This is a genomic window from Achromobacter veterisilvae, assembly GCF_900496975.1.
Lineage (GTDB): Bacteria > Pseudomonadota > Gammaproteobacteria > Burkholderiales > Burkholderiaceae_B > Achromobacter > Achromobacter veterisilvae.
In genome coordinates, this window is record NZ_UFQC01000011.1 from 148975 (window position 1) to 160948 (window position 11974).

The 11974-nt window shown below is 68.5% G+C and carries 10 protein-coding genes and 1 pseudogene; 9 read left to right on the plus strand and 2 right to left on the minus strand.

What is annotated here, in order from left to right:
• Positions 1-10 precede the first annotated feature (10 nt).
• The 3 genes and pseudogenes from AVE30378_RS32835 to AVE30378_RS12585 form a co-directional block, all read left to right on the plus strand.
• A pseudogene (locus AVE30378_RS32835) lies at positions 11-1093 on the plus strand (acyl-CoA dehydrogenase family protein); the annotation flags it as partial.
• A 25-nt stretch (positions 1094-1118) separates the two neighbouring features.
• Positions 1119-3221, plus strand: coding sequence for a 3-hydroxyacyl-CoA dehydrogenase NAD-binding domain-containing protein (locus tag AVE30378_RS12580; protein ID WP_129241195.1), 2103 nt, complete (start codon positions 1119-1121; stop codon positions 3219-3221).
• Between the two features lie 92 nt (positions 3222-3313).
• Positions 3314-3742, plus strand: a complete 429-nt coding sequence (locus AVE30378_RS12585; RefSeq protein WP_129241196.1) for a PaaI family thioesterase — start codon at positions 3314-3316, stop codon at positions 3740-3742.
• Positions 3743-3780: 38 nt separating this feature from the next.
• On the opposite strand, the gene AVE30378_RS12590 is transcribed toward AVE30378_RS12585, so the two are convergent.
• Complete coding sequence (locus AVE30378_RS12590; protein ID WP_129241197.1) at positions 3781-4755, minus strand: Bug family tripartite tricarboxylate transporter substrate binding protein; 975 nt, start codon at positions 4753-4755, stop codon at positions 3781-3783.
• Positions 4756-5012: 257 nt separating this feature from the next.
• Here AVE30378_RS12590 and AVE30378_RS12595 point away from each other — a divergent pair, with 257 nt between their 5' ends.
• From AVE30378_RS12595 to AVE30378_RS12620, 6 genes are all read left to right on the plus strand, one after another.
• Complete coding sequence (locus AVE30378_RS12595) at positions 5013-6194, plus strand: CaiB/BaiF CoA transferase family protein (protein WP_129241198.1); 1182 nt, start codon at positions 5013-5015, stop codon at positions 6192-6194.
• 19 nt (positions 6195-6213) lie between these two features.
• The gene (locus AVE30378_RS12600) at positions 6214-7185 is read left to right on the plus strand and encodes a Bug family tripartite tricarboxylate transporter substrate binding protein (protein ID WP_129241199.1); all 972 of its coding nucleotides are present in this window, start codon (positions 6214-6216) and stop codon (positions 7183-7185) included.
• 12 nt (positions 7186-7197) lie between these two features.
• Entirely contained in the window at positions 7198-7983 is a 786-nt protein-coding gene (locus AVE30378_RS12605) for an enoyl-CoA hydratase (protein WP_129241200.1), read from the plus strand.
• A gap of 138 nt (positions 7984-8121) precedes the next feature.
• Positions 8122-10083 carry a hypothetical protein gene (locus tag AVE30378_RS12610; protein WP_129241201.1) on the plus strand — a complete coding sequence of 654 codons (1962 nt, stop codon included), beginning with the start codon at positions 8122-8124 and terminating at the stop codon, positions 10081-10083.
• Positions 10084-10126: 43 nt separating this feature from the next.
• The gene (locus AVE30378_RS12615) at positions 10127-10597 is read left to right on the plus strand and encodes a type III secretion system chaperone (RefSeq protein ID WP_129241202.1); all 471 of its coding nucleotides are present in this window, start codon (positions 10127-10129) and stop codon (positions 10595-10597) included.
• 31 nt (positions 10598-10628) lie between these two features.
• Entirely contained in the window at positions 10629-11015 is a 387-nt protein-coding gene (locus AVE30378_RS12620) for a type III secretion system chaperone (protein WP_165360165.1), read from the plus strand.
• A 25-nt stretch (positions 11016-11040) separates the two neighbouring features.
• Here the strand turns inward: AVE30378_RS12620 and AVE30378_RS12625 are convergent, their stop codons facing one another.
• Positions 11041-11955 carry a LysR family transcriptional regulator gene (locus AVE30378_RS12625; protein ID WP_129241204.1) on the minus strand — a complete coding sequence of 305 codons (915 nt, stop codon included), beginning with the start codon at positions 11953-11955 and terminating at the stop codon, positions 11041-11043.
• Between the last annotated feature and the right edge of the window lie 19 nt (positions 11956-11974).

The window sequence follows — 11974 nt, forward strand, 5'->3', positions numbered from 1 at the left end:
CGACGACCAGCGCGCGCTCGACGACGCCGTCGGACGATATCTGCAAGGGGAATACCCGCCGCCGGCGGCCCGGGCGGCGCTGCCGGCCGACGCGGACCCCGAGGCCTCGCCGCACTGGCGCGCCTTTGCCGACATGGGGCTGCTCGGGCTGGGGCTGCCGGCGTCGGCCGGCGGGATGGGGGGCGGGCTTGGCGACCTGTGCGTGCTGATGCAGCGTTTCGGCCGTCATCGGGTGACCGAACCGTACGACGCCAGCGCGCTGCTTTGCGGCCAGATGCTGTCGCGCCTGCCCGAGAGCGGGCGGGCGCAAGCCCTGCTGGCCGGTATCGCGCAGGGATCGGCGCCGCTGCTGGCCCATGCGGAGCCGGATTCGGATTGGCCGCTGGACGCGCCCTGCGCGACGGCGGAGCGCGATGGCGGCGGCTGGGTGCTGAACGGCGTCAAACGGCGCGTTCCCTACGGAGCGGGCGCCCGGCAGTTGCTGGTCACGGCGCGCGATGCCGAGGGGATGGCCGTATTCCTGGTCGAGGCCGGCGCGGCGGGGCTGGAGCGCCACGGCGCGCCCGGACTGGACGGCCGCCCCTACGCGGACATCGTGCTGAAGGGTTGCCGCGTCGATGCCGATGCCCGCCTGGGCCTGGCGGGCGAAGCCCTGGAACGGGCGGCCGACGCCACGCGGGTGGCCCTGTGCGCGGAAGCGCTGGGCGCCATGCAGGCGCTGCTGGACGCCACCCGCGATCACGTGGCCGCTCGCCGCCAGTTCGGCCAGCCGCTGGGCCGCTTCCAGGCGGTGCAGCACAGGCTGGTGGACATGCTGCTGGCGCTGGAGCAGGCGCGCTCGCTGACCTGGCTGGCGGCCGGCGCGGACCAGGCCGATGCGCGGCATTGGGCCCGTCTGGTGTCGGCAGCCAAGGCCAGTTGCGGCGCGGCCGCGCGCTACATCGGCCAGCAGAGCATCCAACTGCATGGCGGCATGGGCATGACGGACGAGCTGCCCGTGGGCCATTACGTCAAACGCCTGCTGGCCATCGAACACACGCTGGGCGACGCCCGCCACCATCTCAACCGCTATCAGCGGCTGGCGACGGCCTGAGCCGCGCCGCCGAAAGGGTATACCCATGAGCTTGACCGCCACCTCGCCGTCCCGCGATCTTTCCGACACCGTCCGCTACGCCCTGCATGGGCGCGCGGCCGTCATCTTCCTCGATAACCCGCCCGTCAATGGCCTGGGCGATACCGTGCGCCGCGGGGTCCATGAAGGCCTGGCCCTGGCGCGAGCGGATGCCGGCGTCGACGCCATCGTTATCGCCGGCGCCGGCAAGGCCTTCTGCGGCGGCGCCGACATCCGTCAGTTCAATACGCCGGCGGCGACCGCCAGGCCCATGTTGCGCGACGTGATCGCGGCCATCGAGGCGTCCGGCAAGCCGGTGGTGGCCGCCATCCACGGTTTCGCCTTGGGCGGCGGGCTGGAGCTGGCCCTGGGATGCCATTACCGCGTGGCGCAGGCGGGCGCCCGGCTGGGGCTGCCGGAAGTGAACCTTGGCCTAGTGCCGGGCGGCGGCGGCACGCAGCGCCTGCCGCGGCTGATCGGCGTGTTGCCCGCGCTGGAAATGATCCAGTCCGGCAAACCGCTGGATGCCGCGGCCGCCCTGGCCGCGGGGCTGGTGGATGCGGTCGCCGAAGGCGATCTGCTGGATGCCGCGCTGTCCTACGCCCTCGAGCGCGCGCACCTGGCATCGCATCCGGTCGCTTCGCGCCGCGCCTTGAGCGCGGACGGCGTGGATTTTTCAGCGGCGCGTGCCCGCGTCAATCCCAAGGCCCGCAACGCGATCGCGCAACGCGCGGCGGTCGACTGCGTCGAGGCCGCGACGCGCCTGCCGATCGAGGCGGGTCTGGACGAGGAACGCCGGTTGTTCGACGCGCTGGTCGAAGGCGACGCCTCCAAGGCGCTGCGCCGCCTGTTCTTCGCCGAGAAGGAAGCGCCGCGCGTTTCCGGCGGCGGCCGTGCGGGCGAGGTCGGACGCGTGGGCATCCTGGGCGCCGGCACCATGGGCGGGGGGATCGCCATGGCGTTTTCCAACGCCGGCTATTCCGTGACGCTGTACGAACGCGATCAGGCGGCGCTGGACCGGGGCATGGCGCTGATCCGCAAGAACTACGAGATCACCGCCGCCAAGGGCAAGCTCGACGCCGCCGGCGTCGAGGCCCGGCTGGCGCGCATCGCGCCCAGCCTGGACCTCCAGGACCTGGCGCCAGCCGATCTCGTCATCGAGGCCGTGTTCGAGGACATGGCGGTCAAGCAGGCCGTGTTCCGGCAACTGGACGCCGTGTGCAAGCCGGGCGCGATTCTGGCCACCAACACGTCGCGCCTGAACATCGACGAGATCGCGGCCTGCACGGCGCGTCCGGAGGCGGTGATCGGACTGCACTTCTTCAGCCCGGCCAACGTCATGAAGCTGCTGGAGGTGGTGCGCGGCGCGCGCACCGGCGCCGACGTCATCGCCACCTGCATGGCCGTGGCGCAGAAAATCGGCAAGATTCCCGTACTGGTCGGGGTGTGCGAAGGTTTCGTCGGCAACCGCATGCTGACGGGCTACTGGCGAGAGGCCGGCTTCCTGCTGGAAGAGGGCGCCAGCCCGCAGCAGATCGACGGCGCGCTGACGCGCTTCGGCATGGCCATGGGGCCATTGGCCATGGCCGACCTGGCGGGCATGGACATCAATTGGGCCACGCGCAAGCGCCTGGCCCCCACGCGGCCCGCGCACCTGCGCTATTCCAAGGTGGCGGACCGCATTTGCGAACTCGGCCGTTTCGGCCAGAAGACCCAGGCGGGCTACTACCGCTACGAGCCGGGCAGCCGGCAGCCGCTGCCCGATCCCGTGGTGGACGGCATCATCGAGGAATGCGCGCGCGAGGCCGGCATCGTCCGCCGGCCGGTGAGCGACGAGGAAATCGTCGAACGCTGCATGCTGGCGCTGGTCAATGAGGGCGCGCGGATCATCGAGGAGGGCATCGCGCAGCGTGCCTCGGACGTGGACGTGGTCTATGTCCATGGCTACGGTTTTCCGGGCGCGCGCGGCGGCCCGATGTTCTATGCCCAGACGCTGGGGCTGGCGGCGACGCTGGAGAAAATCCGGGCCTTGCAGCGCGTCCATGGCGGGCATTGGGCCCCCGCAGCCCTGCTCGAGCATCGGGTGGAAGAGGGCGCGACGGTTTTCTGACGCGTCCGCGCCATGGCCAGGGCCGCGCCCGGCGTCCAGCCGGCCGCGGCCTTCTTTGCGATACTGTCGTTTCCTAGACCTTGGCCCCAGCCATGACAGACTCCATTCCTTCCGGTTTCGCGCCCTGGCGCCCGAGCAGTCCCTTCATGGCGCACCTGGCTGAGCTCGGCGCGCTGTACAAGCGCGACGCCGACAGCGTGCTCGCCCTGCGCGTGGAGCACGCGCACACGAATATGCACTCCATCGCCCATGGCGGGCTGCTGGCGACCCTGGCCGACAGCGCCCTGGGGCACACTATCGCGCACCAGGCGCAGGTCTCGGTCGTGACCGTGCAGATGTCGGTGGAGTTCTTGAATCCGGTCAAGCCCGGCGATTGGCTCGAGGCGCACGTCCGGATCGACAAACAGGGCCGGCGCCTGATCTACGCCACCTGCCTGCTGCAGGTGGAGGGCCGCGTCATGCTCAAGGCCAACGCGGTGTTCGCCGTGCGCGCGGCGCACACGCCGGCGTCGGACGGCTAGGGCGGGCCGCGGGAGCGGCCCGCCCTAGCCCATCCCGTTTACTCCACCTTGACGCCGGTGGTCTGGACCACGTTGCGCCATTTGGCCGTTTCGTCCGCGACGAAGCCCGCTACCTGCTTCGGCGTCATGGGGCCGAGCGGTTCGCTGTTCTGCCCGGCCAGCCGCTGGACCATCTCGGGCGAGTTCATGATCTGGTTGGTGGCTTCGTTCAGCTTGGCCACGATCGCCGGGTCCGTGCCCGCCGGCGCGTAGAAGCCCAGCCAGGTGTAGACGTCCAGGCCCGGCGCTCCCGATTCGGCGAACGTGGGCAGGTCCGGGAAGAGCTTGCTGCGTTCGGCGCTGGCGACGCCGATGGGACGCAGTTGGCCCGATTTGATGAAGGGCGCCACGCTCATCGCGTCCTGCACCGCGACCTTCAGCTCGCCCGACACGACCGCGTTGGTGGCCGGGGACGCGCCCTTGTAGGGCACGTGTTCCATCGGCACGCCCGTGATCTTCTTCAGCCATTCGCCGCCCAGATGGGTGGAGCCGCCGAAGCCCGCCGAACCGTAGGGCACGCCGGGCTGCGACTTGCCCCAGCTAAGGAATTCCGGGATGGTCTTGACGGGCAGGCCCGCGTTGACCACCACCAGGTTCGGGGCGCGCGCAAGAATCGCGATGGGCTCGAAATCCTTTACCGGGTCATAGCGGACCTTGTCGTTGACCGCCGGGCCGATCACGTGGCCGGTGGCGCTGACCAGCAGCGTATAGCCATCGTTTTTCTGGCGCGAAACCAGTTCGGTGCCGACCTGCCCGGCGGCGCCGGGCTTGTTCTCGACCACGAAGGTCTGGTTGAAGCGCTTGCCCAGTTCGGCCGACAGCAGGCGGGCGACGATGTCGGTCATGCCGCCGGGGGCGAAGGCCACGACGACGGTGACGGGGTGGTCGGGATAGTCGGCGCGGGCGGCGCCCGCGGCCAGGCTGCTCACGAGCAGCGCGCCGAGCGCGCCGCGTCGCAGGATGTTGCGGATCATGGTTGTCTCCAGGAGTCTTATCGTGAGGGGGGCGCGACTGCCAATGCGCCTCCGCGAGGGCAGTATGGCGGCGCCTCGCGCAATACTCCATCCGAAATATTCGAACTCAACGTTCGCGGCTTTCTAACGCGGCGCGGCGGCCCGGCTGGGGCGCTCGCCGCTTGAACGCCGACGAACACAGCGTTCGAAACATTCGACTCCTCGCCGCGCAACGCGGCCGGCATAATTTTCCGGATCGCCTGAATCACGGAGACACTATGCTTCACAATGCCTTGCGCGGCGTCAAAGTCGTGGACTTGTCGCGCATCCTCGCGGGCCCCTGGTGCACGCAGAACCTGTCGGACCTCGGCGCGCAGGTCATCAAGGTCGAACATCCCGGACGCGGCGACGATACGCGCGGCTGGGGGCCGCCAGACCTGCGGTCGGCCGACGGCGGCGCGTCGATGTCGGCGTACTTCATGGCCTGCAACCGAGGCAAGCAATCCGTCGCCATCGATTTCTCCACGGAAGCGGGCGCCGCCCGCGTGCGGGAGCTGGTCGCCGACGCCGACGTCCTGGTCGAGAACTACAAGGCCGGCGGCCTGCGCAAGTACGGGCTCGACTACGCCTCGCTCGCGAGCCTCAATCCGCGCCTGATCTATCTGTCCATCACCGGCTATGGCCAGTCCGGCCCCATGGCCGGCAAGCCGGGGTACGACTATGTGTTCCAAGGCATGGGCGGCCTGATGAGCTACACCGGCCAGCCCGATGGAACGCCGGGCGCGGGGCCGCTGCGCACCGGCGTGGCGGTGGTGGACCTGATGACCGGCATGTACGCCACTTCGGCCGTGCTGGCCGCGTTGCGGCAGCGCGACCAGACCGGGCGAGGCATGCCGCTGGATATCTGCCTGCTCGACGTCGCGGTGGCGCTGAACGCGAACCAGGGCGCCAACTACCTGGTGTCCGGCGAGGCGCCCAAACGCAGCGGCAACGCCCACCCGAACTGCGCGCCGTACGAGGTTTTCGCCTGCGCCGACGGCCACCTCATCCTGGCCATCGGCAACGACGGCCAGTTCGCGCGTTTCTGCGGCGTGGCGGGGCGCCCGGAATGGGCGGCCGATGCGCGCTACGCCACCAACAGCGCGCGCCTGGCGCACATGGACAGCCTGCGGCCGCTGATAGCCGAAACGCTGGCGGCCGCCGCGCGCAAGCGCTGGACGGACGCCTTCGACGCCGCTGGCGTGCCCTGGGGGCCCATCCACACGCTGGACGAGGTGTTCGCGCATCCGCAGGTGCTGCACCGCGGGCTGTTGCAGACCGCCACGCATCCCGTGCTGGGCGAATTGCGCCTGGTGCGCAACCCGCTGCTGGCGGGGACTCCGCCAGCAGCGATGGGCGCCGCGCCGCCGCTGCTGGGCGAGCACACGGATATCGTGCTGCCGAGTCCCGCCACTTTGTGATTCATCCGAGGAGACAACAATGAAATCCATACGATTCCCTCTGGCGGCGGCATGCGCCTGCCTGGTATTGCCGGCAATGGCCGCCGCCGAGTATCCCGACCGGCCCATCCGCCTGGTCGTTCCCTATGCCGTCGGAGGCACGACGGACATCATCGCCCGCGTGGTCGGCAACAAGCTTGGCGAGCGGCTTGGCCAATCCGTCGTCGTCGAGAACCGGCCCGGCGCCGGCGGCAGCATCGGTTCGGCCTATGCCGCCAAGCAGCCCGCCGACGGCTATACCCTGGTGATGGCGGTCGAAAGCTCCCACGCCGTCAATCCGAACGTCTACGCAAGAAGCGCCTACGACCCCGTCAAGGATTTCGCGCCCATCAGCAATCTGGCCGACGTTCCCAACGTGCTGGTGGTGAACCCGGCGCTGCCCGCGCCGGACCTCGCGGCATTCCTGCGGCTGCTGAAGGCGGAACCGGACAAGTACGCCTTCGGTTCTTCCGGCAACGGCGGCTTGAGCCACATGAATGGCGAGCTGTTCCTGAAGACGACCGGCACCCGCATGCTGCATGTCCCCTACAAAGGCCTGGGGCCGGCGCTCAACGATCTGGTGGCGGGGCAGGTACAGGTCGTGTTCGACAATATCCCGTCGTCCAATCCCCTGATCCAGGCGCAGCGTATCCGCCCGCTCGCCGTGGCGGCGAAGCAGCGGCTGAAAGTCCTGCCCGACGTGCCGACCTACGCCGAAGCGGGCCTGCCGGCGATGAACCATCCTTCATGGTTCGGGCTGGCCGCGCCCGCCGGAACGCCGGCCGCCGTGCTGGACAAGCTGAACGCGGCGGTGCGCGAGGCGCTGGCCGATCCCGCCACCGCCGACGCCATCGAGAAGCAGGGCGCCATGCCCAGTCCGATGTCGCGCGACGAGTTCGGCGCGCTGATCGCGCAATCCTACGGCCACTGGAAGACCGTGGTCGAGGACATCAAATTCGAGAAAATGCAGTAACCAGGAACCCTCATGAGCACCAGATCCTTTACCGTTCCCCATGCCCGCGCCGAGATCGAGGCGTCCGGCATCGCCACCCTGACCATGCAGGACGCCGGCGTGCTGAATATCCTGAGCACGCCGGTGATCGATGGCCTTCGAGAAGCGCTCGCGCAACTGCGCGACGACGATGCGGTGCGCGTGCTGGTCCTGCGAGGCGCCAGCGACCGCGCCTTCGTGGCCGGCGCCGACATCGCGGAAATGGCCGCGCTCGACGAGCAGAAGGCGCGGACCTTCATTTCGAACCTGCGCGACCTCTGCAATGCGGTCCGCCACTTCCCGGTGCCCGTCATCGCGCGCATTCCGGGCTGGTGCCTGGGCGGCGGCCTGGAGTTCGCCCTGGCCTGCGACCTGCGCATCAGCGCCGACGACGCGCAGTTCGGCATGCCCGAGGTGAAGGTGGGCATTCCCTCGGTGATACACGCCGCGCTCATGCCGCCGTTGATCGGCGCCGCCAACAGCGCCTGGATGCTGCTCACGGGCGATCTGATCGACGCCAGGCGCGCGCGGGACTGGGGCCTGGTGAACGCCGCGGTGCCCCGGGCCGACCTGGACGCCGCCGTGCGCAAGCTGGCCGAGGGCTTCGCCGCGCTCGGCCCGGCGGCGCTGCGCCAGCAGAAGAAGCTGTTGCGCCGCTGGGAGACGATGTCGGTGGACCAGGCGATCGAGGACAGCGTCGCGGAATTCGGGGCCGCTTTCAATACCGGCGAACCCCAGAAGTTCATGAATGAATTCCTGGAAAGCAAGCGCCGCCGGTAGACCTGGCCCCCACGTTGAATACGTCCCCGGGGCGCCGGACCGCCGTTGGAACTTTCCCGCGCGCCCCGTTACTCAGACCATGAGCCTGGCGGGCAGTCCATGTCCGTCGCCCTTCGGACATCGATTCACGGGAAAGCCATGGTTACGCAAGTGCAGGGAGCCTCGGGCCAACTTCAAACGAATTTGCTCGCCCGCATCGGGAATCAGTTCCAGAATTTCGCCGCGGCGATCGGGCAGGGGCTGAGCCGCGTCCTGGCGCGCGCGCAGGACGATCCCGCGCCCCAGTTCGGCCGCCGCTACGCCCCGGTCAACGGAAACGCCTTCCAGGGCAGCGTGGCGGGCTACCGGGTCATGGGCGACAAGGCGAAGGGCGTCGAACCGGGTTTCATCGCCAAGCGCGACTGGACGCCGGGCGACTCCGTCAAACTGCAGAATCCGCAGCACAAGTTCCACCAGGACGCCCTGCGGATGACAGAGGAGTGGCTGGGCCAGCAACCCCCGCAGGGCGCGCCCGGCGACCAGGCCCTGCAGGCCATGCTGAACCAGGTGCTGACGTCCCTCTCCGAGTCCGATTCGCCGCATGCGGAAAATGCCCGAGAACTCTTGCAGTCCGTTAAGGACGGCGATGCGCCGGACGTGCTGGCAAGCCTGCGGGCCGACCAGGACCGGGATCCCGGCTTCACGAACGCATTGGTTTCGGGCCTGGTGCAGGAGGCCTTCGCCGGAAGCGCGCAGACCGCCGACGGGACGCGCGCCGGGCACGCCAACGAAATGATGGACAGCCTGCGCCACGGCATCATGGAAACGCAGCCGAAGTTCAACAAGAACCACTACATCAAGCTCGATTATTACGAGGCCGACAAATCCGGGGACCGCTACCAGATTCCCAGCGACAAGGCGAAGAACGCGCTGCATCGCTGGTTCACGGGCGCCACCGCCAAGGACCGCAACGAGGGCGCGGTGCGCGAGGCGCTGGCCAACGACCTGATGCGCAGCCTGGGCATCCAGAGCCAGAAGCTCAAGATCGTGGAGGGCGAATATGCCGACGGGACGCCCAAGCTCATGCTGGACGGCACGCACGTGGACGGCACGGACGAGCACTCGTTCAGCGACTTCGACGGCAAGCCCCTGCGAGGCGAACGCTATCTGAAGGATGGCGTGCTGGTGCGCAACACGAAGGCGCAGGGCGATGCGAACGGCGTATACAGCGGGCCGCCCACGCTCGATTCCAGCATGAAGGAACTGGGTCGCAACAAGATCCTGCTGCTGCTGATGGCCGACCGCGACGCGCTCGGCTCCAAGGGCGGAAACAAGGGTTACGTGGGCGACACCTTTGTCGGCATCGATCCCGGCCATGCGCTGGAGGGCGGCCTGCTGGGCCGGCGCGGCGACATCAATTCGGATTTCTCGTTCAAGCAGCCCAGTATCCTCCCGGGCCAGGGCTACAAGAATTTCTCCATGTTCGACCAGAGCCCGCTTTCCGAAAAAATGGAGGGAGTGCGGCAGATCGCCAGGCTGAAAGAATCCGGCGCCGACTCCCAACTGTTCGACCTGTATGCCCAGCAGTTCGGCGACCAACGGCCCGATTCCGCCAATTTTGGCCAGCACATCCAGGGCATCAAGGCTCAGTACGAGGGGCGCCGCGACGACATCCTGCAGATATTCCAGGAGCGGCTTGCGGTGGACGATTTCGATTTCGGCGTCCCGAACACCGGCATCGACCATACGAACCTGCGCGACATTTCCCTCAACCTGCTCGACGGCCTGGAGAAGCTGACCTCCCCGACGACCGCGAAGACCGACAGCGGCATTCCGTTGCGGCATCCGCAGATCTCCGATCCATCGAAGCGCAAGGAATGGCATATCCGCCAGGAAGCAGGCACCAATGACCTGCTGTTCACGTGTTCGGGCTCGAAGAGCGACGTCGCCAAGATGAACAAAGCGCTTCAGAGCTACCTCGGGCCGCTCATGGGCCAGGGGGGGACGGCTCTTACGACGTCCCCCAACGGCAAGGAGGTCTCGCTGCGCGTGCCCGTCGGCATGGTGCCGCATATCGGCGCGATGCTCACCTCCACCTCCATCCTCAACCACAAGCATTGAGCCGTCCCGGCTCCATCCTTTCCGCCTCCAAAGGAAATCCGCAATGTCCATTTCTCTGCCCGCCAAACTGGCGGCCTTGGCGAAGGCCCTGGGCCAGGACGCCACGCTTTTCGACGAGCAGGGCGCGGGCGCGCTGCGGGTCGGCGGCGTTACCCTGCTGTTGCAGTATTTCGTCGAAGGCGAAGTCCAGGCCCTGGTGCTGGCCGCCGACCTGGGCCCCGTGGCGCCGGACGCGCGCGCCCGCGTTTATCCCATGATGCTGGCGGCGAATACCTCGTGGCGCTCGGTCGCCGGCGGCGCGCTGGCCCTGGACGATACGCGCCATCACGCAATGCTGATGCTGCGGCTGGACCTTGCCGAGCTGGACGCCGAAGCCCTGGCGGGCAGGTTCCATGCCTTCAGCGATGCCGCCCTCAACTGGGGCGCCCGGCTGGGCCAGCCGGGCGACGACAATCCGGCCGAGCTTGCCGTTGCGCCCGAACAGCCGATTTTCACGCCGGCCAATTTCGCCTGATTCCGGACTTTCCAGCCGAACGTATCGCCACATGAACATCGACACTTTCCTCGCCCTGGTCAATGCCTATTGCACGCGGGCCGGCCTGCCCCCCGCCGTGCTCGAGAACGAACATTGCGTGCTCCTGCCGCAGCCCGGGCAGGCGGTCGTGCTGGCATGGGACGCCGCGGAAGAAGAGCTGCTGCTGCTGGCCCCCGTGGGCGCCGAGCCGATCGAGCTGGACGGGGAGGCCGCCGTCGAACTGCTGGGCGACGCCTACCTGGGGCAGAACCTGGCCGGCGCCGCCGCCGGCATCGACCCGCAGACGGGCGGGCTGGTCCTGTGGCGCCGCCTGCCCGGTTATGGCCTGACGGCCGACAGGCTGGAGCGCAGCATTCAGCGCACAGTCGCCGCGGCGCAGGCCTGCCTGGGCAGTTGAGCGCTCCCGCGTCCCGCGAGGACGCTCAATCCTGTTCGCGCGTGGCCGCCACGATAGGATCGTCGAGCAGGTATTCGGCCACCTGTTCGACGAAGGGCGAGGGCGGCACGCCGGCCTGGGTGACGAGCGTCAGTTCGCGCAGGGCCCAGGGTTCGCGCAGGGCCACGGCCGCGATCCGCTCTTCGCGCAGCGCGCTGGCGGCAACGCTGCGCGGCACCAGGGACACGCCTACGCCAGCCTCCACCATGGACAGCACGGCGTCGAAGGTATGCACGTGGATGCGCACCTTGGGCGCCTTCCCGGCCAGCTTGGCCATGTCGCGCAGGAAGACGTAATTGCTGCTGGTGCGGCTCATGCAGACGAAATCCAGGTCCAGCACCGCCGGGAAGCGCACCGGCGAGCTTTCCACCACGGGGTGGTTCAAGGGCGCCGCGATGATCAGTTCGTCGACCGCATAGCGCGTTGCGTTGACCCCGGCGGATTCCGCCCGGCCCGCGAAGATGCCGATGTCCGCTTCCTGGCCGGCGATGGCGGCCTCGATGGTATTGCTGGAACGCTCTTCGAGCAGGATATTGACGTTGGGGTTGGCCGACAGGAAGCGGCTCAGGCTGGGGACGATGAAGCCGTTGAGCGAACTGCTGTTGGCGAACAGCTTGACGCTGCCCTTCAGGCCGCTGGCGAAGCCGCTGACCTCCCCGTGCATGCGTTCGACGCCTGCCAGCAGCGAGCGCACGTGTTTCAGCACGAAAGCGCCTTCCACCGTGAGTTCCATGCCGCGGGCCTCGCGCTTGAACAGCGGCACGCCCATCGCGAACTCCAGGTTCTTCAGGCGATAGCTGGCCGAGGACGCGGTCAAGTGCACCGCGTTGGCTCCGCCGGACAGGCTTTTCGCCTCGGCGATCGCGAGAAACAGGCGGAGATCGGTAAGTTCATAGCGCATCGCGCAAGATTACCGTAGT

Coding starts and splice junctions, on each gene's coding strand:
- AVE30378_RS12580 (WP_129241195.1), top strand. CDS start 1,119: ATGAGCTTGACCGCCACCTCGCCGTCCCGCGATCTTTCCGACACCGTC.
- AVE30378_RS12585 (WP_129241196.1), top strand. CDS start 3,314: ATGACAGACTCCATTCCTTCCGGTTTCGCGCCCTGGCGCCCGAGCAGT.
- AVE30378_RS12590 (WP_129241197.1), bottom strand. CDS start 4,755: ATGATCCGCAACATCCTGCGACGCGGCGCGCTCGGCGCGCTGCTCGTG.
- AVE30378_RS12595 (WP_129241198.1), top strand. CDS start 5,013: ATGCTTCACAATGCCTTGCGCGGCGTCAAAGTCGTGGACTTGTCGCGC.
- AVE30378_RS12600 (WP_129241199.1), top strand. CDS start 6,214: ATGAAATCCATACGATTCCCTCTGGCGGCGGCATGCGCCTGCCTGGTA.
- AVE30378_RS12605 (WP_129241200.1), top strand. CDS start 7,198: ATGAGCACCAGATCCTTTACCGTTCCCCATGCCCGCGCCGAGATCGAG.
- AVE30378_RS12610 (WP_129241201.1), top strand. CDS start 8,122: ATGGTTACGCAAGTGCAGGGAGCCTCGGGCCAACTTCAAACGAATTTG.
- AVE30378_RS12615 (WP_129241202.1), top strand. CDS start 10,127: ATGTCCATTTCTCTGCCCGCCAAACTGGCGGCCTTGGCGAAGGCCCTG.
- AVE30378_RS12620 (WP_165360165.1), top strand. CDS start 10,629: ATGAACATCGACACTTTCCTCGCCCTGGTCAATGCCTATTGCACGCGG.
- AVE30378_RS12625 (WP_129241204.1), bottom strand. CDS start 11,955: ATGCGCTATGAACTTACCGATCTCCGCCTGTTTCTCGCGATCGCCGAG.